A 25,604-nucleotide genomic window follows, 5' to 3' on the forward strand; every position below is an offset into this window, starting at 1 on the left:
CAATTTCTAAATGGCGTATGCCGCCATGAACCTCCAGACTGCGACTGGAGAACAACACCTCAATTTCTAAATGGCGTATGCCGCCATGAACGATATATATAGACTTATGTTGTTTTTGGTTGTTTTCTAAATGGCGTATGCCGCCATGAACAGTTATTAGGGTCGTCAGGTGTATCTGGATCATTTCTAAATGGCGTATGCCGCCATGAACCGAGTCCCCGAAGCTGTGCGCAGGGGTCGCAATTTCTAAATGGCGTATGCCGCCATGAACAATTGGCTTAGAGTCTCTTAGCGATTCATTATTTTCTAAATGGCGTATGCCGCCATGAACGCGGCTCAGGCTATGTAAGCGGTTCTTTTAATTTTCTAAATGGCGTATGCCGCCATGAACCCAATTACGACAATACAATTCTTCAATCTACATTTCTAAATGGCGTATGCCGCCATGAACTTGCTACATACAACGCAGATGGTTTCCCACTTTTTCTAAATGGCGTATGCCGCCATGAACATTTTGGCAAAAAGTATCTGATTGGTTTGACTTTTCTAAATGGCGTATGCCGCCATGAACTATAAAATTATAGTAAAAATATAAGTTACAACAAGTATTTATGATGGTTTTTAGCAATTTACCCAACCAAAAAATGACTTGGTGTAACTTATTGATTTTATTGAGCTGTTAAAGAGTAAAAAAATATTGGGTCAAAATTCTGGAACTGTTGCCATTCGACTTAGTCCATACGTTCCAAACTCTCCATCTTTTGCCTCATCAACAAGAGATTTACCAATATATAAACGATATGGTCGATCTATATTTTGTTCTCGTTTAGCACTCAGACTTTTTAAACTCACATAAGGCTCAATGATAGGTTGTTCAATATATTGTTTAAAATGTTGCTTAGCTTCATCCAAAGAAATTTTTCGACGTTGCGCTTGATGAACTATACGTTCCTCAATCCCCATCTTTGGATTGACTCGATAATAGTGTGCATGACCAGTAACTTTAGCTTGAGGTACTTCTCTCGGTTGAATGATATGAACATAATCAATGAATCGTTCTAGCCATTTACCTAAATTAAGCTGTTGTAGCTGATTTTCCGAACTGGCAAACACACGAATTTTTGTACCCAAAAAACCAATTTTCTTTTGCTCATTAATACGATATTGAGGAAAAGATACACCGAAGAGTATTCTACCCTGCTCATTACTGTGTTCGGCAAAAGCAATATGAAGCTGGGTATAAACTTTTGACCAAATAAAATAGGGGGAAATTTCATCTTGATCAATCAAGGTGATTTCTTGATACCAATCCATCACTTACTCCTTGCCACTTTGACCAAATACTCCACCACGCACTAACACAGCCATTACATAATGTTCTTGTTCAGCATTCTCTAAAGAATCACCTAAAGCATATTTATCAAATAAGCTGAAAAAATCTTTTTTATCTTTAGGGGTACGATAAGCCTTCCCTAGATTAGTTACTGCACCATATGGTTCAATCGCAATTGCTGTTTTCTTATCATCAAATTCAGGATACCAAGTATCAATTGTACGTAGTGCATTACCAATTTTTTGAGAGTGCATTGCTGCAACATCATTTACATGATAAAGAATTTTACTTTTATCACCTTTGCCTTTATCCAAAACTAACTCTTCACTTGGATAAACTTCTTGCGCTTTTCCTACTAATGCATAAGCTTCAATTTTAATTAATAAATAGGGTGTTTCGCCTTTTAAAGCTTGTGCAATTTGATTAGCCAAGTTATGTACTTTTTCATCAATTTTATCAAAGTTATGTAATGGATATTCCAAAGCATTAAAACTGACTGCAGGTTGATCATTAACTGTAACTACAACCTCAATTTTTTCAGCGCCTACTCGGTTACGCCATAAGAAACGCGCATTCGCTATATTTAAAGCATAACGCTTTGCTAATTCTGTAAAACCATATTGTTGAATATAGTTTTTAGCTACTGACTGATAAGATTGTAGAAACATTTCATTATTACAAGCTGATGGATTTTCAACACCACCTAGTACTTTCAAAGTGAATCCAACCTTTAAAGTATCTTGATGCTCACCCAACGCACAGGCATCTACAGTTTGTAAGTTCGCTTTTTCAACTTCTGCATTCAATTTTAATGGATCACTTGCAACGGCTGGTTTTAGTCGATTGGAAATTGTTCCCCGTACTGATTTTTGAATAAGTTTCAAAGCTGTTTGTTCTTCACGATTTCCCCAAGTTGTTCCATAAAAATAACCATCAGATGGAACAAGTTTCTTTTCAAATGCGAGTACACTTGCAACTACTTTTTCATTCTTAGCCATGATTTTTTCCTTTTTCAGTTTTTCATTTAAATTGTTGAAACATTTTGACAAAGATATAAATTATTTTCCAAATCAACATGATACTGCCATAAAAGTTGATCAATATGTTCTATACGATACGGCATCACAAACTCCCCCAAAGTAAGAACACTTTCAGCAAAACGATGAGGCGTATTGGCATCGCGTTGATTTTTTGCTCGTCCTAGTTCTGAGATTCCTTGAAAACCGACAGCAATCGGTATAAGCCAACCTTCAGCTTTACGCTTGGATGTCCATGTCACTTTGTCATACTCATCTATGGTTGAACTATGGGTGACCTTCAAATAATCTAAAACTGAATCTAATGCATCTTTACCCTGATTCATACTTTCAATAATAAGATCACGGCGCTCAATAAGCACATGTCCAAGCATGAGTTTATTTAAGATAGGTCTTAATTCTTTGTCCTGACTTTCATCTTCATCAAAATCAATAACTTGACACTTTTTAACTGCTAGAACATCCCCACTGGCAAATTTCATACTACCGACCAAATCAGTAACCATTTCCAAAAGCTGCTCTCTTTTTTTGATGCTTAGATTTTCGATCTCGATTAAAAGAGAAACTTCCAAATGACATCGTGCTTCTTCGATAAAAGCTGGCCTGCTTCCATCTTTATCTAGCGGGTTCGCAGTGCCTATAATTGAATGAACAAAATCCCCTTGCCCTTTATAAGTTTGTAAATTAAATTCATGGCAGCTCACTGCCACTTTAGTTAAAGCCACATCTAAAGCTTTAGCTTGCAATTTACGTTGCAAGGCATGAACTGCACCGAGCCAAGCGGTCATTGCAGGAAATCCAATGGTATATGGACTACTCATCGCATTTGCATTATGGAGTTTTAAATGAGGAATCAATAGAAAATAACGCATTAAAAAAACTCCTTATCTTCATCCAATGCTTCAAATACAATAGCTTTTAACTCAATGATTTCTGGACTGCCAAATAACTTAGAACCATAGAAATCTTCAAAGCTATCTAAAATCCATTTAGCAGTTCTTCTAGCAATTTCGTCTCGCCATTCGTTTTCAGTTTGTCTTACATCTAAATATGCATCATCAAGCCATATTTTTTGTTTTAAAACTAAAGATTGATAGTGTTCCTTTTTAGACCATCCCTTTTCATTTTTACGTACACAGAAAGCAATAAATAAAATATCTTCAACCATTTTACGCAAAATCTTTTTAATTTTTTTACGTGTATGCTGATTATTAATCTCCGTGACATATTTTTGTAAGCTTTCAAATTCACTACTAAATTTTTTCCAATATAGACACTGTTGAAAAAAGTCCTGATTAGGTAATTTAATATTACGGTTTTCAAATACAGGTGGGCAACTCGATAATAAATACGCCCGCCCCGCATTTTGGCTATTCAAAACACTGACATTTTGTGGTTGAGTTCCACCATAAGCAGTTACAGTTAAATCAAAAATATCTGAATATCCAACTTCATGATGCTCATTTTTCTTACGTGACTCTTTAGCCTGTTTGGTCTCTTCAGAAAAACGCATAACATCTATTGCCTGTTTTAATCGAGTGATTAAACCTGAGGGTGTTAGTATAGAAAGTAAATGATAATTTACTTCACTAACGGGGAAGTAAACTTGTTTTACTAAGTGATCGGTTCTAATAGAGTTATCTGTTGCTTTTATTTTCAAAAACTCCGCACTTAAAGTTTCAAAGTTTAGTTTAGCATCAGCAATTAGATTCTTAAGCCCTTGATCATTCTCTTCAAAACCATCTAATACAGTTAATTCTTCATTTAGTGGCAAGGATAAAAACTTAAATACATCCATTGCGGCAGCATTGCCAAATACATCTAATGAATAGTTCACGTTCCCACTTCGTAAATAACCATCATTACGTTGCTCTACATTGGCAATAACGCTTGAAGTTTTAGCACTTGGATGACTAAATTTACTTGGATGACTCACCATGGAAAGCTGAGTAACCCTTTTCGCTGCATCAGGAAGCCACTCATTCAAACTAAATTTATCTTTTGCTTGCTGCTGTAATTCAGCTATTACACTTTCATTTTCAGCTTTCTTTATACGATCTTTTAACCAAAGCTCTTTACGCTCATTTAAAAATGCATGAATGCTTTCAGCCATATTCCCCCTCCATTTTATTCTTTATCTAACACTACAAGTCCAAAATGCTCTGAATAGATAAGATTTTTATTCTCATCATATTCCGGCAACATAATTTCCCCATACCGTTTTGATAATGATTCTATCTTTTCCTCAATATCCTCATTTTTACCTGAATTATCAAGAGCTAAACGACATAAAATGTCGTAATAATTTCGATTTAACCATAATCTTTTATTCTCCAACTCATTTAATTGAATGTGATAAATATTATAAAAACCATTACGATTAATATATTTCCCAAAATCATCTTTTATAGAAAACTCAAGTTTTTTATTTTTTAATACAGCAAAAAGCTGAATATTAGGTGAACTCTGCCTAAAAGGTGTAAATCGTTGAGGTAAAGCTGTTAAAAACCATTTTTGAGTTAACCAAGCATTGAGAGGTTTTGCTCCAACTTTATTGTATGATGTGAGAGCATCTCCCATCACAGCATGCTCAAGATCAGCTAATTTTTTTACCGCTTGTAAAGGCTGATTTGCCTTAATTCGTGGAATCGCATTAATATTAAAATCAGATGCTGTAATTTCGAGAAGCTCAGTTAGATTTTTCGTCTGTAATTTGAATTTATCATTATTAACTTCAAAACCTGGTTTCTCAAACGCAACCTTAGCTTTGCGAAGCCCTCTTAAATTATATTGCAGCAAAGCAATATTCGGTTTTTGAATATCATGTTCTAATTTTCGATGACGTAACACTCGCCCTGCTAATTGAATGATAGAACGATACGAAGACGGTTCTACAATGGCCCAATCAAAATCATGATCTCGGCCAACTTCCTCTACAGGTGTAGCAACCAAAATAAAAATAACATGTTCATCATCAGTTGAATCTAAATGCTGGCGAATGACTTCATTTGAAAATGAGGCAGGCTGCTCTTCTCGTTTTTCTTTACGTTTTAGAACTTGATCTAAATGTCGCTCTTGTTCACTACGTAGTAAGAGAACTTGACGACTATGATATGCCATGACACGTGGTGTTATGCTTTTAGACCACTCAGCGTTCAATAAATACTGCGTGAGTGCTACACATGGTGGAATATTCGCTACCCGTACTACTCCGAATGAAACTTTTTTACCAGTTTGAATATCTATAGTGTGATGATCTAAATGCAACTGTTCAACATTCTGCTTAATCCGTTCAAAATATTGGGACTGCAAACTTTGATCTAAACGATGAACCTCTTTTTCTGCGACAAGATCAGCACAATCTACAATATATGCTTTATGTTTGACGTTTTGCTTATTTAACGCATCTGCTCGAAGTTCAATAAATGAATGATGTAAATGTTTAAATTGCTGGGTCGCTTCCATTGCTTGGCTTGAATCAATGGTTTGAATTTTAGTTTTAAACTCATCGACCCACATCGCAACAGCATCTGTATTTTTAAGTTTCTTAAAAGCACAGTAAAGCGACCAACCTTGCTGATAAGCATTAAAAAAACCTTCAGCTAATGCAGGCGGAATCGTTGCCGATGAAATCATCACTTTACGCCCCAACATTCCAGCTAAATGAATGAGTCGAGCAATTGCAATTAAGTCCTGACCATTAAAATCATCAACTTCATCAATGACCAAATCAGATGAAGAAAGTCTCAAGCTCGGTAAAATATATTTACCACCACGCTTGGTTTCAGTGGCCGCCATCATATGATCAATGGTGCAAGTCAAAACAGGTTTATATAAAAAAGCTTTATTTCGTTGTTCTTGATGCTTTGGAAACAAGGCATTCATAAAGTCGGCTTGCGGCATAGCATCATAATCGAGTTCATTTTCTAATAGTTCTTCCAACGACTCAGAACCAATTTCCTCAATATTGATTTCATCTTTTTGATCATTCTTTGTATTTTTATGATGCAGCTCTTGAACAGCTTTTGAACCTATTAAAACAGCAAGCTCATCATTACCTAATCCTATATCATGCCGATATGAATCTCCTGTTTGTAAGGTTAATGTTCTTAGTCCTAAAGCCAAGATATACCGTAATGATCCTCCATCCTTTGATAAAGCTTGCATAATTTTTGCGTTGGCAATGGTTTTACCCTTACCTGTACTCGCCATATTGACAATAAACCAACCTTGTTTCCTAGCAGTTTCATTTTTCTGAATAAATTGCTGTATTCCTTTGACAGCCTGATCTTGCCATTCAAAACCTTGGGGACTTTTCTTTTTTAATTTTTGAATATCATATGCTGACTCCATGTCATCCGCTAAACGGCTCAAAGACTGTGCGACACGCATGGCATTGTCACTGACACGTACCAAATGCTCATCTAAATACTGCTTCGCTTGTTTTGTTAAAGGGTCAGTATTTGCAACGAGTGTTAAATTTGTTTTCCACGTTTTATCTGCCTGACATGATGAATAATAGTGATCACCCAACATGAGACATAACCTTGCATGATGTAAAATCACTCGCCAACTACCATCAATAAAAATTTGTTCTGATACCTGAGATTCTTGCAGTAAACGTGATGACCATTTTTTAATTAGCTTTGTCCATTCAACTGATTGAGTCAACAAACCTTGTTCAAATTCAAAACATAATTTCAAGCGTTGTTGATATTCTTTCTCTTCAAACTTATTTTGATAACCCCAATCTGCTTCAATCAACTCAAAGAGTTCAGCAATATTATTTGCGGGTTCAGCCGCATAAGCTTTTAAAGCTTTATCATCTTTTAAATTCGGTAAACGATGATGCGAAACAATAAGCCAAGCAACTAACTGCGCTAAAGGTGGAAGTTGATCAAGAACTTTTGATTGATCGGAGTTTTTTAAGATGGTTTGTTTAAGTAAATCCTCATCCCAACTTTGATTGATCAATAGATTTAACCATGCTTCATCTGACTTAGTATTACCCGATGATTGCACCAAAGCATTTAACAACATGCAAGAAATCCATTCATGCCGTAATGGATCACCTTTAAATTGATTATTTTTACTGAGGAGTTTTTGCTGAAACAAAACGGTTGCTTTGCCCCAATCATGCAGTAAAGCAGAAACAGCAACCAAGGCTTTGATTATAGGTAAATAATGCCAATCATTTTCCCATTTATTTTGAACTAAACTTTTTCTTTTAGTATTAACAGGAACAATCCCCTGCTCATTAAACTTATTACGATTTCCCACAATCCATAAAAGTTCACTTCTACGCCGACCACGAATCCAATGACAACTCACCGCAGTATTCTTAGTAACTGTTTTTCTAAGCAGCTTTTTTACTGCTAACAAACCATCTTCAGTGATCACCGTTTGCCAAGTGTTATCACCTATACGATCTGCAAACGCATCTAACACACGACGAGTTCGAGGGATGGCTTTCTTTTCGCATTGGGAGATAAAAGTGACAATCATGTTTCGTCCTTAAAATTTTATTAAAAGAGTTGAAACATCCTCAAATATTTCAACTCACAATTATCTTAAGTTGCCTGTGCGGCAAAAAATCAAACAGTAATACCTTATATTTCTAAGCAGCCTATATAGCTTATATAATTACCCTTTTGGTGGGTAAGGATCATTACCATGACTATCTTTACCAGAGATACGCCCATCTTTGTTGTGAACAACTAATTCCGTATCTTGATTTTTACTGATTACTCTAGCGCGTTGAACTGCTTCGTGCTTAGTATCAAAGTGTCCAGAAGAACGCTGCCCTCCACTTTGTTTAATATCCCAACCACCTTTGGTATTTGGAACAACATGAGTTGATTTATTTGACATATTTTTCTCCTAATGTCATATGGTGAAATCACAGACGAAGATTTGGAAAATAACCATCTCCGTTTGCTGTAGAACTTTTGTTCTATACACACAATAAATCAGATAAAAAATAAATTCAACCTATAAAGTATTTCTGTTTTATAATATTGATTTTTCTTTCACCTGCTCAAACATCCAATCCAAGCAGCGATAATCCGTAAATTTCTGCAATAGCTGTTGACGGAATTCTTGCTCAGACATACCCTCTTTGGCACAAATAAAAGCCCAAGGTAAAACTACAGCATCCTTAATCAAATCAGCAACATCAAACACCAAAGCACCCCGTCTTGTTTTACCGTGCATCACTGCAAAACCATGATTGATACCGAGCACCCAAAGCGTGGTAGCCGAAAGCCCATAAGCCAAATAGTTGCCATGGTTTAAAAAGTCATTCGCCAAATCCCCCTGTTCAGGATTACGTTCAAAACTAAGTTTGCAACGAATCGCTGCAATCTTATAAAGTTGTTTGGTCATTTGGGCTTCTGCAAGCAATAAATCACCTACTTTGCTCTGATGCGGTATTTTCTTTTCAAAACCATCCAAAGCTTGTTGAATATCTAGATCATCTAAATAAAAACCTTCATCTTTTAGGTCTTTGTCTTTTGCCCAAATTTTGCGGATAAACTCAATTCGAGCAAATTGAAATTGTTTGGCCACATCTAAACGTTTAGCTTCATCAAACCAAAAACTCATCCATCCTTGCATGTACTCAGTTGGACGATATTCACTCTGTGGTGTTAACCATTCTACTTCACTCCCTGCAAATAATGGTGTACCGCCACCCCCACAAAAACCTACCAAAACACCTGCACTACACAACATTCGCATTGCCGCTTGAGTAATAGACGTACCTGTTCCAAGTAAAATTACCGTCGTATTAGCTATTGGAATATTCCAATACTGATTTTCATTTTTGGCTTCAGTGAGATATAAAACCCGACCATCTTTTTGCATCACTCGACAATGTTCGAGATAGTAAAGATTTGCACGTTTTGAATGTAAGATTGCTTTTAAATCAGATGGGTTAAGTTGTTCCATTCTTATGATTTCTCTTGTTTTTTCTTATACTACTTGAACATTTGGTAATAAAAAAGCTGCCGAAGCAGCTGAGCGACGTACTATGTCGTTTTAACTCTATTTCTATTAAAGATTAAGATTCAATTTTATCAAACTGACGGTCAATTAAACTTAGACGACCGCGCACAACATCAGACAACATACGCCAATCTGAAATAAAACTATAAAGTGGTTGTTTAAAGCTCGCTGGCTTATTGTGTTCAAAAAAGAAGTGTCCAACCCATGCACACGCATATCCAGACAATAAACCATAAGCTAAATACTTTGCTTTACGCTGGCGAATTGCTTTACTCCAAAAATACAAACCCAGTGTACTACCTGCTACATGCAAACGTCGGCTCGCAATACTACGATGTTCAGTTAAATAAAAGCGGTAAAATTCATTATAGTCTTTAATTGGCAATGTGAATTCTACTGGCTTATCGATCTTCGCTGGTGCATTCATGTGGATCATCCTAATCTTTAAACTCCCCACAACTTAAAGTATTTTTTGTTCAAAATAAAGTCATTGTGAGCCATCCTCAACGAGACTTAAAAGATCTTTACAATAATTTTTGAGATCAACACGTTATACTAATTTTAGAATATTTATCAAAAATGGTCAGGAGTTATAACATCATGGAAATAGAGCTTAAATTTCAGCTACCTGAATCTAAGAAAAAAAGTGTCCTGCAATTTTTAAATAAACAATCAGCTCAGAAAATTCGTTTGCAAGCAAAATACTATGATACTGCTGATCGTCTATTAGCAAAAAATTATGTGGCTATTCGTCTGCGTCAAGAGGGTGATCATTGGGTACAAACCTTTAAAGCTGCGACTAAAAATCATTTGCAACGTATTGAAGAAGACATCTATTTAGGTAAATGTGAACAAGAACCTGAATTGGACCTTACACTTTATAAACATAATCAAACCGTTCAAAGTGTACTACGTGATGTATTAGGTGACTCGCCTACTGAACTACTACTTCAGTTCCAAACAGATGTGCAACGTACATTTCATGTTTTTGAATTTGAAAATTCGCTAATTGAAGTTTGTTTAGATGATGGTGAAATTCGTACACCTAACGATCAAGCCCAAATATGTGAAGTTGAATTTGAACTGAAACAAGGCTCACCCCAAGACCTAATTACATTCGCACATACATGGGTGAAGAAATATCAATTATGGCTAGATGTTCGCAGTAAGGCTGAACGTGGTAATTTACTTGCCGTAACTAAACGTGTCTCTCCTGCTACTAAAGCAAAAACGCTCAAATTAGAATCTGATATTAGTGCTGATCAAGCAATCAAACAAATTGTCGAAAATACGTTAAATCATATTTTACCTAATGCAGCAGCGATTGCTGATGGTGTTGCAGAAGCGGATCATATTCACCAAGCACGTGTGGGAATAAGACGTTTGCGTTCTGCCTTAAAACATTTTTCAAACTGGTCAACTCAAGTTGATGAGTCTTGGGAAAGTCAGTTAGCTGAAATTTTTAGAGTTTTGGGTGATTCGCGTGACAATGATGCCATCCAAGATTCGGTCATTCCTTTAATTCAGAAAGTGTGTGATTTTGAATTTAAGCTTACAGCCTCTGACGTAACTAATATTGCTCAGATTTTCAGTCGGACTCAAACTACTGAGCTATTTTTATCACTACTCAACTTTAGCTATCGTGAATCTGAATCAAAGCCTAAAGTCACTAAACAAGCTGCAAAAAGTTTAACCAAGCTCTATCAAAAAATCCTCAAGGATGCAGAACATTTTTCATCACTTGCTATAGAAGAACAGCATCGAACCCGCAAACGAGTAAAACAATTGCGTTATTGTATCGACTTTATTTCTGATCTTTATCTTGAGAAAGATGTTCAACAATTCCTAGATAAATTACAGCCAATTCAGGAATATTTAGGTTTTTATAATGATTTGTTTGTCGCTGAACATATTTTCGAGGAACAAGCTACAGAGCACCCACAATTTTTATTTGCTTTAGGTTGGGTAAAAGCACAACAACCACATGTTGCTAAGAAGGCTGCAAAGAAACTAGAGGATTTATCGATCAAAGACATTTTTTGGGATGAGGAGTGATTGCTCTGCAAGGGAAAATCACCTCACTCTGTTATCGTGCTGGTGGCATGAATGCCGCCGTTAAGCTTTGGCATCAAGGATGTGCCATCAACTTAACGGAAGGGTTTTGTTACTTTTGCCCAGTCAAAAGTAAGGCACTACCTATACAAAAGGTATTCGGTTATTCATAATTTTTGAGGTCTTGCTCACCTTAACGAAAAATGAGAATTAATCCTTTATCAGGTAGATAATATCTTCATATTGAGCTTAAAATCATTTACCGATACTTCCCAAAAATCTTCCACGTGCCATTATCCGCAATCGGATCACTATAACTATCATTACGTTGCTTACGTGGTTTATCCCGTGCATCCACCAATTTAAAATGTGGTTCGACGCTTAAAATCACACCATTCATATAAAAACGGGTTCGTGTATATTCACTTTGCCCATGCTGAAACACGTAAGTACGCAAATCTATAAACTCACGATGAGCCACCAAAGCAGCAGTGTCATCACTCCCTAACCATTCTTGCATCGCAAAAATCTGATCTGTGTCAAATTGCCCACACTTTTCGACCAATGCCGCAACACCACGAAAAGTTTTAGACTCTTTAGCGCGAGTTTTATTGATTCGAATACGATCGACGTGAAAGAAAAACAATGGCAGATTCAGATGGCTGGGTAAATGAATCGCATCCACAGGCTCATCTTCCATAAAAGGCTGACAAAGTTCCTGCGCCCTTTCAATCAATGGTTGCCATTGACGATAATACTCATCGACCTCATCTTTTAGACCATAATAAATCGGTAAACCTTCAACATGTTCCAAATATTGAGGTGGATAAATATGTTGACGAAGTAAAGCGATATCTGTTTTTAAGCTTTGAATGGCGATAGCATCTTGCATGATGATAATTCGATTTGCTTAGGCTATTTTAGATTAAGGCAAAGGTTTAGTTTCGACAAGGCTTTGACTATAATAAGACGTCTTATTTTTGTTGGAAAATGATCATGTCTCAAAAAATCAACGCCACCGATGTGACGGAAGAAGAAGCGTTAAATGCGGTGTTTTTTGAGCGTGCAGATGAATTCATCAAACTCGCCAATGAGTATTGCCGCCCACCGAAAGGTCAACCAGCAAAACCAGAGGAATTACGCGGACAAGTGAGCGCTGCTATGCTATTCGCGACTGCTCGTTTTAATACTTGGGTCGCTGCAAATAACTTTAAAAATGGCAATGAAATGCGTGATGCCAAAGAGCAAGTGATGACTTATTTGCTTCAACAATTTCAAATGATGCTCGAAGATAATTTTGACGAATATTGCGAGCAGTTTGAAAACTATTTACGCTTCCGTAAAAATGAAGATTTTCATGCTCATAAACATGATCATTGACGAGTAAATTAGTCTTTAGAGATTAAATATTTATCTTCATCAAAACAAGGCATTCATTAGTTTAATGCCTTGTTCTGATTAAATAAATTAAAAAGCTGTATTAATTAGATAAGCTGTATAAGCGATAAAACTGAATAACCAAATTCCACCTTTTAAACGCCCGATACGTCCATGCCCTTTCAAACTGATAGTGAAAAAAAGTAGACTCAAGGTGAGTACGCCCATTACCACCATATCACGCTGTAAAACCTCTTGGGGTACTGTAGTAGGATGAATCATTCCAGCAAGTCCAACCACTGCCAAAGTATTGAACATATTTGAACCAATTACATTTCCTATCGCGATATCAAGTTCACCCTTTCTAGCAGCAGCGATGGATGAGGCTAACTCTGGTAATGAAGTTCCAATAGCTACAACAGTTAAACCAATAATTAATTCACTTACACCAAAGGATTGAGCAATCTCAACAGCTCCCCACACCAATAGACGTGAGCTTATAACTAATACAATTAACCCAAATATTAGTAGTGGAATAGCCTTTTTAAGAGGCATTTGATGTGTTTGTAATTCAAAATCAAATTCATGGCTTAAAACATCACTTTTACTGCGCATACCTTGCCAAATTGTCCATCCCATATAAACAAATAAAAGCAAGAACAGTAACAATGCATCATTCCGACTCAGTTCGCCATCCATGATTTGCATGATCGCTACCACTGTCACGGCTAATAAAAGAGGTAGCTCCTTACGAACTATTGTTGAATGCACCACGATAGGGTGAATGATAGCCGTCAGCCCTAGTATTAATGCAATATTAACAATGTTTGAACCATAAGCATTACCTAACGCAATACCAGGATTACCATCTAGTGCAGCCATGACCGAGACAACAAGTTCTGGAGCAGATGTACCAAATCCGACAACGATCATGCCAACCAATAATGAAGGCATTCCTAGATGATGAGCAGTTGCAGAAGCACCATCAATAAACTTGTCAGCACTCCACACCAATAAAACAATTCCAGCAAGAACAGCGATTAAAGCTAAAAGCATATTATTCCCCGCACTTTAGTTTGAAATGAGGTTTATGAATCATAAAATCTCATTTCATGCGAAGAAAATAAAGCACTTAAGTATTATTTTATTGATGACTAAAAATTAGCTTAGTCCGAAACTATTGATGCCAATTATTGTTGCGCTTTTCCATACTGATCTGCCATAACCTCAACAAACTGATCAAGCTTAATATATTTCTTAATCACGGTATCAATGTCAGATTTCGTTAGTTTAGCAATTTCCTGATCACGTTTTGCTCGATCCAGCAGTGTTTTATTGCGCTCAAGTTGACCCGTCAACATGCCATGAATCGAACGTTCATCTTCTAATGAAGTCACGCGTTTCTTCATAATGTCAGCTTTTGCAGCTTCAACTTCTTGCTGAGTAACACCTTTATCAAGTAAATCATTCAACACTTTATGCACAGACTGTGAGACTTGATCTGAGCGGCCTGCTGTGTAATTTGCTGAAATACTGAGCGAACCACTTTCTGTATCTGAATCTAAATCTACACTACTACCAAATCCATAGACCAATGCATTTTTCTCTCTTAGCTCTTGAGCTAAACGAGACGAAAGCTGAGAGTTCCCCATAATGTGACTTAAAATCATCAATGCAGCCGCATCTGGATGATAAGCGCCAACTGGAATTGTGAGCACACTTTGATAACTTCCAAACTCACGTTGCTCAGATAAGGCATGAACTTTTTGAGCTTTAAATGCTACAAATGGAGTGACTATCTTTTGATATGGCTGTTTCGTCTTCCATTTTCCAAATGCATTTTCTAGAGTTTTCTGTATTTTTATAGCATCAAAATCACCAGTCACTGCAATTTGCGCATGATTGGTCATGAAGAATTGATCATAAAATTGCTTAACCTGTGACTGAGTGGCATCTTTAAGCTGTTGTTTAGTCAACTCAGGTTCAAAATGATAACGCAAGTCACCTGGTTGATAGGTTTCAAGTAGCCTTGCTAAAGTCATTGATGATACGATCGCTGGTTCTGTATAAGGGCGATCTAAAGCAGATAAGCTCTGATTTTTAGCCAAATCGAATTCAGACTGAGAAAACTTAGGTTGTTTAATGACATCAATGATAAAACTTAAAAAGTCTTCAAATTTGTCTTTTTTGGCCTGAACCACAATGGTCATTCCATTACCATTCGAACTCACCGATGCTCCACCACTTGCAGCAATTGCCTTATCGGTAATTTCTTGTAAAGTATGTTTTTCTGAACCACGTAGCATCAAATAACTGGTTAGATCTAAAGTAACACCTTTGCCGAATAAAGATTTCTCATTACCAAAATCTAAACTAATCGTGGCATAGGTTTTATCATCACGTGTTGGGGTTGGGAATAAAGCATAACGAATGCCATTCTTTAATTCGCCTCGTTGAATCTTCTTTTCATTCTTTTGTAACTGCTGGGCAGATTGTTCGATGAACTGTTTCACCTCTTGCTGATAAACACTTGGATCTTTCAGCGGTTCAGCTTGCTCAGTGTTTTGATCTAAGGTTTTTGGTTTATCTTCAGCTTTTAAAGTCATCGCTTTTTTCTGATCTTCTGGAGTAGGTAAAATATCCCCAGAAATTCGATGTGAAGCGACTAAAAATTGTTTTAAAGTTTGATTAGCATCTTCAAGTTTTAAGTTCTGAATCGCCTCTAAGTCTCTAAAGTATTCATCCCACTGACCGTGTGAAGACACAGCATAATCACTCAAACGTGAGCCTAAAGCGACTGCATCATTTGCAATCGTATCGGCTGTATTTTGAGTAATATTTTTTATACGTTGTAATTCTGCATCAGTAAAAGTTTTGCTATTTTCAACCCCATCAACTAGAGCATCACCCACTTTTTTCGCATCATGATTAGGTGCGTAAATCGCCCCCATGAATACGACATTAAAGTCTTGGTCTAACCAAGTGGTTGATTGCACTGCTGTACTAATGCCTGTTTCAACCATACTTTTATATAAAGTTCCACTCGGTTGCATCGTAAATAATGCTGGAGCGAGCGCTAAAGCTGGCTGTAATTTTTCATTCTTGCCATTCATATAAATATTAAACTTGGCAAGATCACTTCCCTTTTGTACCGTAAACTGGCGTTGTTCAATTTTACTTGAATCTAAAACAGGGACTTGTACTGGGCTTGGAATTTTACGTGCTGGAATAGGGCTAAAATATTGATCAATTTTCTGTAAAACTTCTGTTTTATCGAATTTACCAGAGATCACCATGACCGCATTATTAGGTGCATACCAAGTTTTATAAAACTGGTTCAGCTCTTTCATTTTTATCGATTTCAATTCAGGTAGATCACCAATCGGCAAACGCCCTAAGTATTGATTTCCGTAGGCAGCTTTCCACATTTGATCCATCAATACCGCAAATGGCTGATCCATACGGATTTCACGTTCACGTTTCACAATTTCAATTTCTGATGGAACAAATTTCTCCTGAAGCACCAATTTATCCATACGTTCAGATTCTAAATACAGAATCTCATTGAGCGCATTTTTCTCTGGACGAACAATATTCAAATACTTAGTTGAATAATAATCCGTGCTTGCATTTGTCATTAAGGTATATTGATCAAGGCGACGTTGAAATTCCTCACCTTTTACATTTTGTGTTCCTTTAAAAGCCAAATGTTCAAGCAAGTGAGCCAAACCACCTTTGCCCTTTGGATCATTCAAAGAACCTGTCATATAAACTGTATTTACAAAGACTTTATTTTCTTTTTCATTTGGGGCGAGAATAACTCTAAAGCCGTTGTCTAATTTATATTCTTCGATATTTTTTTCAGTTTTTACGAGTACAGCCTGAGGCCATGAAGCTGCGCTCACCCCAAGTAAACAAAGAGAGAGTGTAAGTTGCTTAAACCGCATTAACATAGATTATCCGAATATTTTTGATGATTTAAATAAATACAAGCGTCCATACTAGTAAACAGCATAGTTTTTTAATAGTTATATTTTGAAAAAAGCTGTTCACTTAAACAGCTTTTTTCATTGTTTTTATTCGTTTTTTGTTACAAGCTAAATAGATAGTTCAGCCTGCATATATAACTTTGCATATCCCGAAATTTCAATACGCTCTGATGACTCAATGAAGCATTCCAAAATGCCACCACGTGCTGATGCTTGATATGCAACTAATCGTTGTTTGTTCAGTTTTTCTGCCCAAAGTGGAACAATTGCCGTATGAATCGAACCTGTTACAGGATCTTCGTCTATCCCAATCGTAGGAGCAAAATAACGTGACACGCAATCGAACTTTCCATCCTCACCATTTGCAGTTATTGCAATATCAGTTTGAGATGCAGTAATTGCTGTACGTACCTGTCCTAATTGTTTTAATTTCTCTAGGTTCGGTTGCTCATCCAATACATCTTGGACAGACTCATATTCAACAATATAGGCTTGAGCATTTAAATAAACTGCCTTAAATGGCTTGGTTAAGCCATCACGTAAAGCTTGTGGATAATCAGAAACCTGTTCAGCTTTACGAATCGGAAAATTCATTTTGATTTTCCCATCAGCATCTTGAGTAACTACAAAAATTCCAAGTTGACGGACATGAAACCGTATGGTCTTCGCTTCTGTAAAATCTTTAAATAAAACATAGGCACTAGCTAAAGTTGCATGTCCACAAAAGGCAACCTCATCTGTCGGTGAAAACCAGCGTATTTCGTAATTAGCATCATCTATTTTTCGGACAAAAGCTGTTTCTGAAAGATTATTTTCTAATGCGATATTTTGCATTAAATGCTCATCTAACCAATTATCCAAAACTATAACCGCTGCAGGATTGCCCTTGAATAATTCTTTGGTGAAAGCATCAACTTGATACATTTTCATAACAGCAAACTCTTCATAATTTTCAGCATATTTTGAACAAATGATCTAAAAATACTAGATACAGTTTTTTTAAAATTTACGATACAACTAAAAAGCTCAACACAGAATTAATATAAATTATATAGAACAAAAAAAGAGCGGTTTAACCGCTCTTTTAAAATCATAAATAGATTAATCACCCATATGTTCAATAATTGCTTGACCAAATTCAGAGCAACGTACCAAGGTTGCACCAGGCATTAAACGCTCGAAATCATAGGTCACTGTTTTTGCTTCAATCGCACCTGATACACCTTTAATGATCAAATCAGCAGCTTCAACCCACCCCATATCACGCAGCATCATCTCAGCAGAAAGGATAATCGAGCCTGGATTTACTTTATCTTGTCCTGCATATTTCGGCGCTGTACCGTGTGTCGCTTCATACACTGCTATCGCACCACCAATATTTGCACCTGGCGCAATACCAATACCACCAACTTCTGCTGCAAGCGCATCAGAAATATAGTCACCATTTAAATTAAGCGTGGCAATAACTGAATAATCTGCTGGACGCATAAGAATTTGCTGTAAAAATGCATCTGCAATCACATCTTTAATAATGATGTCTTTGCCTGTTTTTGGATTTTTAATTTTAACCCAAGGACCACCATCGAATAGTTCGCCACCAAAACGCTCCATCGCTAGCTCATAGCCCCACTCTTTGAAGGCACCTTCGGTGTACTTCATGATATTGCCTTTATGGACAAGCGTCACTGAAGGTTTATCATTATCAATTGCAAACTGAATGGCTTTACGGACAAGACGTTGAGTACCCTCTTTTGAAACAGGTTTAATCCCAATACCACAGCCTTCATCAAAACGGATTTTTGTTACGCCCATTTCTTCTTTTAGAAATTTGATAACTTTTTTAGCTTCATCCGAATCTGCTTTCCATTCAATCCCTGCATAAATATCTTCAGAGTTCTCACGGAAAATAACCATGTCTGTTAATTCAGGATGTTGCACAGGTGATGGTACACCTTCAAACCAACGCACTGGTCGAACACAGACATACAAATCAAGTTCTTGTCTGAGCGCAACATTTAATGAACGGATACCACCACCAACAGGAGTGGTTAAAGGACCTTTGATTGAAACAATAAATTCACGTAATGCTTCGAAAGTCTCTTCTGGCATATAAGTGCCATATATTTTATCTGCTTTTTCGCCGCAATATACTTCCATCCACTCAATTGAACGTTTACCACCATACGCTTTTAGAACAGCAGCATCTACTACTGCCTTCATAGCTGGTGTAATATCCACACCAATACCATCACCTTCTATAAAAGGAATGATTGGATGATTTGGAACATTCAGTGACAGGTCTGCGTTTACTGTGATTTTGTCACCGTCAGCAGGAACCACGATCTTCTGATAACCCATTTTACAGGTTCTCCCTCATGTGTATCTTGCGAGTAAATGTATGCCTTCTATGGCATACTTTCGTTGTTATTACATGAAACAGTTTAATCCATAAGCAAGGTTTTTGAGATTTATAGGAGAAATACAAACATTTCTCTCTTAAATAAAAAGCTTTATGTCATGGTGCCACTTAAAGCCAAAGTAGTATATTCATATGAAAATAGTTGTATTTAATAAACCTTTTGACGTGTTGTCACAGTTTCGTGAGGATGAGGCGCATTTAACGCTGTCACATTTTATCCACGATCCTGATTTACGTCTTGCGGGTCGCCTTGACCTCGATTCTGAAGGCCTCATGTTCCTGACTGATCACGGCGGTTTAAACCAGTACATCACCAATCCAACCAATAAAAAATTTAAAACTTATCTCGCACAAGTTGATGGTGATGTCACAGAAGAAGCGCTAGAACAGCTACGTAAAGGTGTTGAGCTTGCTGATGGTATGACACTCCCTGCAAAAGCAATTAAGGTTGATCAACCTGAGTGGTTGTGGGATCGTGATCCACCTGTTCGCTTCCGTGCCAACATCCCAACGAGTTGGATTGAACTTCAGATTTGTGAAGGTCGTAACCGTCAAGTTCGTCGTATGACAGCTGCTGTTGGTTTTCCGACATTACGTTTAATTCGTACTAAGATTGGTGCCATCGACCTTGTACGTTTAGGTTTACAACCTGGTGAACAAAAAGAGATCGAACCTTTACTTTATCCTGATTTTAAAGATCTTCCTGAAGATAAGCCTTATCGTTCTCGCTCATACGTGAAAAAACCAGGTGGCACTGGTGGTAAACCAATGCATCAGAAAAAGAAAGAAGGCGATAAAAAAGACCCAAATAAGAAGAAGTCTGGTACTAAGCGTATTTGGCAAATGGATGAAAGTGAGAAACCACGTCGCAAGACTAATGGCACAACACGACCAAATACCAAAGCTCCACGCGGACGTAGCCGAAATAGTCGTTAGAATTTAGATGTTTTAAAGCCCACGGAAGTGGGCTTTTTAAATTTGTATAGTTTGTATTTTCTATAAATCAGCTTTCTTCAAAAAGAGATTTACACCATAAAATGGATGGTTGGTTTGATATACATGAATAAGTAATTCATATTTTACTGAACGCCCATTTATACTTTCATAAAAAAAATCTAATGAATCTTCCAATTCTTTTTTTTGATTTAATTGATCTATTTGAAATTGTGCCAATTCAAATCTAATTTCCTCTGATGTAGATGCTTTTACGGTACTAAGTTTTTTTAAAATCTCCTTACTCTTCGGGTGTGTTATTCTCAAATTAAAAGCATCTCCTCCCAAATTTTCTAGAGTGTAATTGATCACAAGAAATACTATATTATGGTTAATATCTATCTTAGGATCTGTGCTACTGCCATAAACGGGAGAATTTACTTTAGATTGAGAAATAATAAATCTTGGTTCGAGCATCTTATGCTGTTCATCGAGTTGTTGTCTTTGAAGTTGCACTAATTCAACTTGCTGTTTTATCCCTTCTCTCATCTCATCAATCTGAAGTTGAAGCGCTCTTTCTTGTTGCTCTAAAGCTTTGGTATTTTGTTCTAATTGTTTGCCCTGCTGCATATACCCTAAAATCAACCAAAAGAAAGCAACGGGTGCAAAAACACCAGCTAAGAAATCTCCAAACTCATTCAAAGACTTCGGATGTTCTAAGCCTGTAAAAAGATAAATAAATACAATAATTGCAATCCAAATTACTGTAACAAGAATTCCAATAGTTAAACTTCTCTTATTCATAGATTTTAAAGAAATGAATTATAAATTTATGTTTTATTTAAATTTAAATAGATTATTAATAAACAGTCAAATTTAAAAATATCTTATTTATCAAATAAAAAACCGATGCTTTCGCATCGGTATTTTTACATTACCAACAGGTTTGTTAGTTCTGCATTAAAACTTAAATCGTTTCAAGCGTAGCATTAAAAGTTGAACTTGGACGCATTACTGCATTTACTTTTACTGGATCCACAGCGTAGTAACCACCAATATCAGCTGCTTTACCCTGTACTTCACTCAATTCAGCAAGAATTTTTTGCTCATTTTCAACTAAAGCTTTTGCAAGAGGAGCAAACTTCGCTTTTAACTCAGCATCTTCGTCTTGAGCAGCAAGTGCTTCAGCCCAATACATTGCTAAATAGAAATGACTACCACGGTTATCTAGCTCACCAGTACGACGTGATGGAGACTTATCGTTATCGAGCAGTTTACCCGTAGCTTGATCAAGTGTTTTCGCTAGCAATTTAGCACGTGCATTATCTTCTTTAAGACCTAGCTCTTCTAAAGATACTGCAAGCGCAAGGAATTCACCTAGCGAATCCCAACGTAAGTGGTTTTCTTCAACTAACTGCTGAACATGTTTCGGCGCTGAACCACCTGCACCTGTTTCATACATGCCACCGCCCGCCATTAACGGAACGATAGACAACATTTTCGCTGAAGTACCCAACTCCATGATTGGGAACAAGTCAGTTAAATAGTCACGTAAAATGTTACCAGTTACAGAAATAGTATCTAAACCACGAGCTACACGTTCAAGCGTATAACGCATTGCACGTACTTGTGACATGATCTGAATGTCTAAACCTTCAGTGTCATGCTCTTTTAAGTACTTCTCAACTTTCTTGATCAACTCATTTTCGTGTGGACGATATGGGTCAAGCCAGAAAATTGCAGGCATACCAGAGTTACGCGCACGACTTACTGCAAGTTTTACCCAATCGCGAATCGGTGCATCTTTCACCTGACACATACGCCAGATATCGCCTTCTTCTACATTTTGAGACATCAGTACTTCACCCGTGTCTAAATCTGTAATGTTCGCAATACCAGCTTCAGGAATTTCAAATGTTTTATCGTGTGAACCGTATTCTTCTGCTTTTTGAGCCATCAAACCAACGTTAGGTACAGTACCCATCGTTTTCGGATCAAAATTACCATTCCACTTACAGAAATTGATCATTTCTTGGTAGATACGTGCGAAGGTCGATTCTGGCATTACCGCTTTACAATCGTAAGGTTTACCATCTGCACCCCACATTTTACCGCCACCACGAATCATTGCAGGCATTGAAGCATCTACAATTACATCGTTTGGTGAATGGAAGTTGTCGATGCCTTTTGCTGAGTCAACCATTGCTAATGCAGGGCGATGTTCTTGGCAAGCATGTAAATCTTCAATGATTTCTTCACGAAGTGAGGTTGGTAAAGTAGCGATCTTTTCATAAAGACCAGCCATACCGTTATTGACGTTAATACCTAACTGATCAAATAACTTACCGTGTTTCTCAAATGCTTCTTTGTAGTAAATTTTCACACAGTGACCAAAAACGATCGGGTGTGAAACTTTCATCATTGTGGCTTTTACGTGTAACGAGAATAAAATACCTGCTTCACGGCAATCATCGAGTTGCTTCTCATAGAAGTCACACAATGCTTTTTTGCTCATGAACATTGAATCAATTACTTCGCCATCTTGAAGTGCTACTTTCGGTTTCAGAACAATCGTTTCACCACGCTTAGTAATCAATTCCATCTTCACGTTACGTGCACGATCAAGCGTCATTGATTTTTCACCATGATAGAAGTCACCTTCTTCCATGTGTGATACGTGGGTTTGAGACCACTGTTTCCATTCAGTCATCGAATGTGGATGCTTCTTCGCATAGTTTTTAACAGCAGCAGGCGCACGACGATCTGAGTTACCTTCACGCAATACAGGGTTTACAGCAGAACCAAGACATTTACCGTAACGAGTCTTGATTTCTTTCTCTTCATCCGTAGTAGGGTTTTCTGGATAATCAGGAATTGCATATCCTTTGGACTGTAACTCTTTGATACATGCTGTCAATTGAGCAACAGACGCACTGATATTCGGCAGTTTGATGATATTCGTATCTGGATCTTGAGTAAGGCGACCAAGCTCTGCAAGGTTGTTAGCCACCTTCTGCTCATCACTTAAGTAGTCCGAAAATTCTGCAAGCACACGCGCTGCAACAGAAATGTCACTCTTGACAATTTCTATGCCAGCTGGCTTAGTAAAGGTCTCAATGATCGGCAGTAGCGAGTAGGTCGCCAATAACGGCGCCTCATCAGTCAGTGTATAAATGATTTTTGACTTTCCACCAGCCATATATAGCCCCTTGTGTTAAATTGAGTTTTTAGAAGCGAGCTTTTGGCCCAGCCTCTGCGAACCGGTTTGCTTGATTTAGGCCTGAGAGTATCAGTCTTGATCGCATCTCAGTCAACGCAATATCCTGTGATAACGACATTTCGCTACGAAATAGTAGTTGTGAGCTTAGGCATTTAGCCCTGCGAACCGGTTAGCTTAAATAAAACATGAGATTATCAGGATTCACACTAAGCCAGTCAATGTCATATCCTGTGATAACGACATTTCTTTAAGAAATACTACAAAACATATACTCTTCGTTATTTTAGAATTTGAAATGAATTTACAAATTATTATTTATTTCAATAATTTAATAGAAACAAAAACAAACACCGCTCAAGACTGTCATCTTGAGCGGTGTTTCTTTGAAAGCTTGGATAAGACTAAAGTTTTAGCCATGCATCCAGTTTGTTTTGATCTTCAATATTGAGTTCAACAGTCGCTAAGGTGTTTTCCCCTGCTATGAGTTCAAATTGCAATAACTCATCTCTACGAAATGCGTATGCATTATATGTCCCTGGCTGTTTAGCATACTTAGATAGTAGTTTTTCGGAAGCTTTTAAGCCATCGATTGCAATGATCACATCATTTGCAGATAAGCCTGCTTTTGCTGCAGAACTTTCTCGACGAACATTTTGAATAACAACACCTTCAGCTTTGTCAGTAACTTTTAAGCCGAATGGTAATGCTTTGTCATTTTTAAGCGTATAGCTCAAACCAAACTCAGGTAAAAGTTGATCTAGTGGTAATTCATCAGTGGTATTGATCAAATGATTAATCTGTTCAATCCAATTATCGCCAGTCAATTCATTACATAACTCAAAAATCGTGCGATCATTAACTTGTATGCCATTTTGAGTGTTTTCATACAAACGACGCATAAGTGCATCAAGATTTGAACCACGTAAACGTAAACCCAAATCTAAACACAATGCGACTAGACTACCTTTGTTGTAGTAACTCGTTCCTGCATTATTTGAGTTTTCATCCTGACGATAGAATTTAATCCATGCATCAAAACTTGACTCAGAAACAGATTGAATAAAACGTCCAGGATTCTGTAGATAACGGTCAATTTGAGCTTTTAATAAATCAAGATAAGACTTTTGTGAAATGACGCCACTACGCAACAAAATTAAATCATCGTAATACGAAGTAAATCCTTCAAAGATCCACAACAAACTGGTGTATGACTCTTTGTGTAGATCGTAATTTGCGAAATTCTCTGGACGAATAAATTTAACTAACCATGAATGGAAATACTCATGGCTACACAAACCCAAAAAGCGCTGATAGTCTTTTGATGGTTCTTCTGGTTCATTTGCTTTAGGCAAATCATCACGAGGTGTAATTAAGCTTGTGCTATTACAGTGCTCTAAACCACCATAACTATTGCCTGTTGCCATCGTCATAAAGGTATAGTTTTTAAAAGGTGCTGAACCAAACATATCTATTTCAGTACGGCATATTTTTTCAATATCTGCCTGAAGACGATTTAAATTAGTCGCGTGTTTGCCTGAAATCACAAACTCATGTGGGATACCATTTGCATCAAAGCTAAAACGGCTTTGCTCGGCTAACTCAAATGGACTATCGATTAGCTGATCGTAACTCTCTGCTTTTAAAGTAAAACGCCCCTTAACAAGACTCTTTGAAACTAGTCCTGTTGCCAGTTGGAAATGCTTTAATTCGCTTGGTAGAAATAGTTCTACTTCACATGGCGCATGTTCCTGATCTTGGAGACCTAGACAAACACACGCTGGGTTTACGTATAGTCGTGTTTGATCAACATAAGCACCACGTACGGATAAATCATATGCGTAGACATCATATTCAACAGTAATAAGCTCATGATCGGTATTAAACAAACGCCAGCGATTTTTCTCTGTTTTTTTAATTTTTAATAAGCGCCCAGCTTCGTCAGAAGCTTTTACCGATTCGATATGCTTAGAAAACTCACGAATTAAATAACTACCAGGAATCCAAGTCGGTAACCATAATTCTTGATTAGGGTTAGCCAGAAAACGAAGGGTGACGTGAATCAGATGTTGGCGATAATCGTCGAACTCAATTTGATAGTGCAACATAATTTAAGATCATAAAAATAAGAACGGTTTCACACAGCTTAGCATTTTTTTACAAAGTCATGCGTAGATGTCGTAATTGTCAGCAAAAGTGGCTGGATTCTCCACTAAAAAAGTCATAGGATGCTTTTTTCGCA

Annotated in this window: 19 protein-coding genes and 1 CRISPR repeat array; of the genes, 3 read left to right on the plus strand and 16 right to left on the minus strand. The window is 37.1% G+C overall.

Going from position 1 to position 25,604, the window contains the following annotated elements; translation table 11 throughout:
• Positions 1 to 3 precede the first annotated feature (3 nt).
• Positions 4 to 571: direct repeats of the CRISPR family, unit length 28 nt; unit sequence TTTCTAAATGGCGTATGCCGCCATGAAC.
• 131 nt (positions 572 to 702) lie between these two features.
• From cas6f to F948_RS09845, 8 genes are all read right to left on the minus strand, one after another.
• Positions 703 to 1,314: a type I-F CRISPR-associated endoribonuclease Cas6/Csy4 gene (cas6f, locus tag F948_RS09810; RefSeq protein ID WP_004963255.1), complete on the minus strand. Its 612-nt coding sequence runs from the start codon at positions 1,312 to 1,314 to the stop codon at positions 703 to 705.
• Positions 1,315 to 1,317: 3 nt separating this feature from the next.
• The gene (csy3, locus tag F948_RS09815) at positions 1,318 to 2,331 is read right to left on the minus strand and encodes a type I-F CRISPR-associated protein Csy3 (protein WP_004963257.1); all 1,014 of its coding nucleotides are present in this window, start codon (positions 2,329 to 2,331) and stop codon (positions 1,318 to 1,320) included.
• Between the two features lie 26 nt (positions 2,332 to 2,357).
• The gene (csy2, locus tag F948_RS09820; RefSeq protein WP_004963260.1) at positions 2,358 to 3,242 is read right to left on the minus strand and encodes a type I-F CRISPR-associated protein Csy2; all 885 of its coding nucleotides are present in this window, start codon (positions 3,240 to 3,242) and stop codon (positions 2,358 to 2,360) included.
• Positions 3,242 to 4,483 carry a type I-F CRISPR-associated protein Csy1 gene (gene csy1, locus F948_RS09825; protein ID WP_004963263.1) on the minus strand — a complete coding sequence of 414 codons (1,242 nt, stop codon included), beginning with the start codon at positions 4,481 to 4,483 and terminating at the stop codon, positions 3,242 to 3,244. Before csy1 ends, csy2 begins: the two co-directional genes overlap by 1 nt.
• Before the next feature lie 14 nt (positions 4,484 to 4,497).
• Positions 4,498 to 7,875: a type I-F CRISPR-associated helicase Cas3f gene (gene cas3f, locus F948_RS09830; RefSeq protein WP_004963266.1), complete on the minus strand. Its 3,378-nt coding sequence runs from the start codon at positions 7,873 to 7,875 to the stop codon at positions 4,498 to 4,500.
• A gap of 138 nt (positions 7,876 to 8,013) precedes the next feature.
• Positions 8,014 to 8,241 (minus strand): DUF2188 domain-containing protein, encoded by a 228-nt coding sequence (locus F948_RS09835; RefSeq protein ID WP_004963268.1) that lies wholly within the window; start codon positions 8,239 to 8,241, stop codon positions 8,014 to 8,016.
• Between the two features lie 138 nt (positions 8,242 to 8,379).
• Positions 8,380 to 9,318, minus strand: a complete 939-nt coding sequence (cas1f, locus tag F948_RS09840; RefSeq protein ID WP_004963272.1) for a type I-F CRISPR-associated endonuclease Cas1f — start codon at positions 9,316 to 9,318, stop codon at positions 8,380 to 8,382.
• Positions 9,319 to 9,430: 112 nt separating this feature from the next.
• Positions 9,431 to 9,802, minus strand: a complete 372-nt coding sequence (locus F948_RS09845; RefSeq protein WP_004956250.1) for an Mpo1-like protein — start codon at positions 9,800 to 9,802, stop codon at positions 9,431 to 9,433.
• 173 nt (positions 9,803 to 9,975) lie between these two features.
• Here F948_RS09845 and F948_RS09850 point away from each other — a divergent pair, with 173 nt between their 5' ends.
• The gene (locus F948_RS09850; RefSeq protein WP_004963277.1) at positions 9,976 to 11,430 is read left to right on the plus strand and encodes a CYTH and CHAD domain-containing protein; all 1,455 of its coding nucleotides are present in this window, start codon (positions 9,976 to 9,978) and stop codon (positions 11,428 to 11,430) included.
• A 256-nt stretch (positions 11,431 to 11,686) separates the two neighbouring features.
• On the opposite strand, the gene F948_RS09855 is transcribed toward F948_RS09850, so the two are convergent.
• Positions 11,687 to 12,319, minus strand: a complete 633-nt coding sequence (locus tag F948_RS09855; RefSeq protein WP_004963280.1) for a hypothetical protein — start codon at positions 12,317 to 12,319, stop codon at positions 11,687 to 11,689.
• A gap of 104 nt (positions 12,320 to 12,423) precedes the next feature.
• Here F948_RS09855 and F948_RS09860 point away from each other — a divergent pair, with 104 nt between their 5' ends.
• A complete protein-coding gene (locus F948_RS09860) occupies positions 12,424 to 12,807 on the plus strand; it encodes a DUF3144 domain-containing protein (RefSeq protein ID WP_004963285.1) in 384 nt (127 codons plus the stop codon).
• 87 nt (positions 12,808 to 12,894) lie between these two features.
• Here F948_RS09860 and F948_RS09865 read toward each other — a convergent pair whose 3' ends face one another.
• From F948_RS09865 to icd, 4 genes are all read right to left on the minus strand, one after another.
• Positions 12,895 to 13,860, minus strand: a complete 966-nt coding sequence (locus F948_RS09865) for a calcium/sodium antiporter (RefSeq protein WP_004963287.1) — start codon at positions 13,858 to 13,860, stop codon at positions 12,895 to 12,897.
• A 134-nt stretch (positions 13,861 to 13,994) separates the two neighbouring features.
• Positions 13,995 to 16,757: a M16 family metallopeptidase gene (locus F948_RS09870; protein WP_004963289.1), complete on the minus strand. Its 2,763-nt coding sequence runs from the start codon at positions 16,755 to 16,757 to the stop codon at positions 13,995 to 13,997.
• Positions 16,758 to 16,901: 144 nt separating this feature from the next.
• A complete protein-coding gene (locus tag F948_RS09875; RefSeq protein WP_004963292.1) occupies positions 16,902 to 17,723 on the minus strand; it encodes a PhzF family phenazine biosynthesis protein in 822 nt (273 codons plus the stop codon).
• 171 nt (positions 17,724 to 17,894) lie between these two features.
• Positions 17,895 to 19,151: an NADP-dependent isocitrate dehydrogenase gene (icd, locus tag F948_RS09880; RefSeq protein ID WP_004963293.1), complete on the minus strand. Its 1,257-nt coding sequence runs from the start codon at positions 19,149 to 19,151 to the stop codon at positions 17,895 to 17,897.
• A 193-nt stretch (positions 19,152 to 19,344) separates the two neighbouring features.
• Here icd and F948_RS09885 point away from each other — a divergent pair, with 193 nt between their 5' ends.
• Positions 19,345 to 20,148 carry an rRNA large subunit pseudouridine synthase E gene (locus F948_RS09885; protein WP_004912587.1) on the plus strand — a complete coding sequence of 268 codons (804 nt, stop codon included), beginning with the start codon at positions 19,345 to 19,347 and terminating at the stop codon, positions 20,146 to 20,148.
• Positions 20,149 to 20,208: 60 nt separating this feature from the next.
• Here F948_RS09885 and F948_RS09890 read toward each other — a convergent pair whose 3' ends face one another.
• The 3 genes from F948_RS09890 to F948_RS09900 all read right to left on the minus strand — a co-directional run bounded on the left by F948_RS09890 (position 20,209) and on the right by F948_RS09900 (position 25,470).
• Positions 20,209 to 20,949, minus strand: a complete 741-nt coding sequence (locus F948_RS09890; RefSeq protein WP_004963298.1) for a hypothetical protein — start codon at positions 20,947 to 20,949, stop codon at positions 20,209 to 20,211.
• Positions 20,950 to 21,112: 163 nt separating this feature from the next.
• Complete coding sequence (locus F948_RS09895) at positions 21,113 to 23,344, minus strand: NADP-dependent isocitrate dehydrogenase (RefSeq protein ID WP_004963301.1); 2,232 nt, start codon at positions 23,342 to 23,344, stop codon at positions 21,113 to 21,115.
• Positions 23,345 to 23,766: 422 nt separating this feature from the next.
• Positions 23,767 to 25,470, minus strand: a complete 1,704-nt coding sequence (locus F948_RS09900; RefSeq protein WP_004963304.1) for a M61 family metallopeptidase — start codon at positions 25,468 to 25,470, stop codon at positions 23,767 to 23,769.
• Positions 25,471 to 25,604: the final 134 nt, after the last annotated feature.

It is taken from the genome of Acinetobacter junii CIP 64.5 (assembly GCF_000368765.1).
GTDB classification, from domain to species: domain Bacteria; phylum Pseudomonadota; class Gammaproteobacteria; order Pseudomonadales; family Moraxellaceae; genus Acinetobacter; species Acinetobacter junii.

What these genes read in the sequence shown, in the direction of transcription:
- cas6f (WP_004963255.1), bottom strand. Translation starts at nt 1,314, where the DNA reads ATGGATTGGTATCAAGAAATCACCTTGATTGATCAAGATGAAATTTCC.
- csy1 (WP_004963263.1), bottom strand. Translation starts at nt 4,483, where the DNA reads ATGGCTGAAAGCATTCATGCATTTTTAAATGAGCGTAAAGAGCTTTGG.
- F948_RS09870 (WP_004963289.1), bottom strand. Translation starts at nt 16,757, where the DNA reads ATGTTAATGCGGTTTAAGCAACTTACACTCTCTCTTTGTTTACTTGGG.
- cas3f (WP_004963266.1), bottom strand. Translation starts at nt 7,875, where the DNA reads ATGATTGTCACTTTTATCTCCCAATGCGAAAAGAAAGCCATCCCTCGA.
- F948_RS09855 (WP_004963280.1), bottom strand. Translation starts at nt 12,319, where the DNA reads ATGCAAGATGCTATCGCCATTCAAAGCTTAAAAACAGATATCGCTTTA.
- F948_RS09885 (WP_004912587.1), top strand. Translation starts at nt 19,345, where the DNA reads ATGAAAATAGTTGTATTTAATAAACCTTTTGACGTGTTGTCACAGTTT.
- F948_RS09865 (WP_004963287.1), bottom strand. Translation starts at nt 13,860, where the DNA reads ATGCTTTTAGCTTTAATCGCTGTTCTTGCTGGAATTGTTTTATTGGTG.
- F948_RS09835 (WP_004963268.1), bottom strand. Translation starts at nt 8,241, where the DNA reads ATGTCAAATAAATCAACTCATGTTGTTCCAAATACCAAAGGTGGTTGG.
- F948_RS09895 (WP_004963301.1), bottom strand. Translation starts at nt 23,344, where the DNA reads ATGGCTGGTGGAAAGTCAAAAATCATTTATACACTGACTGATGAGGCG.
- icd (WP_004963293.1), bottom strand. Translation starts at nt 19,151, where the DNA reads ATGGGTTATCAGAAGATCGTGGTTCCTGCTGACGGTGACAAAATCACA.
- csy2 (WP_004963260.1), bottom strand. Translation starts at nt 3,242, where the DNA reads ATGCGTTATTTTCTATTGATTCCTCATTTAAAACTCCATAATGCAAAT.
- F948_RS09845 (WP_004956250.1), bottom strand. Translation starts at nt 9,802, where the DNA reads ATGAATGCACCAGCGAAGATCGATAAGCCAGTAGAATTCACATTGCCA.
- csy3 (WP_004963257.1), bottom strand. Translation starts at nt 2,331, where the DNA reads ATGGCTAAGAATGAAAAAGTAGTTGCAAGTGTACTCGCATTTGAAAAG.
- F948_RS09860 (WP_004963285.1), top strand. Translation starts at nt 12,424, where the DNA reads ATGTCTCAAAAAATCAACGCCACCGATGTGACGGAAGAAGAAGCGTTA.
- F948_RS09850 (WP_004963277.1), top strand. Translation starts at nt 9,976, where the DNA reads ATGGAAATAGAGCTTAAATTTCAGCTACCTGAATCTAAGAAAAAAAGT.
- F948_RS09900 (WP_004963304.1), bottom strand. Translation starts at nt 25,470, where the DNA reads ATGTTGCACTATCAAATTGAGTTCGACGATTATCGCCAACATCTGATT.
- F948_RS09875 (WP_004963292.1), bottom strand. Translation starts at nt 17,723, where the DNA reads ATGAAAATGTATCAAGTTGATGCTTTCACCAAAGAATTATTCAAGGGC.
- cas1f (WP_004963272.1), bottom strand. Translation starts at nt 9,318, where the DNA reads ATGGAACAACTTAACCCATCTGATTTAAAAGCAATCTTACATTCAAAA.
- F948_RS09890 (WP_004963298.1), bottom strand. Translation starts at nt 20,949, where the DNA reads ATGAATAAGAGAAGTTTAACTATTGGAATTCTTGTTACAGTAATTTGG.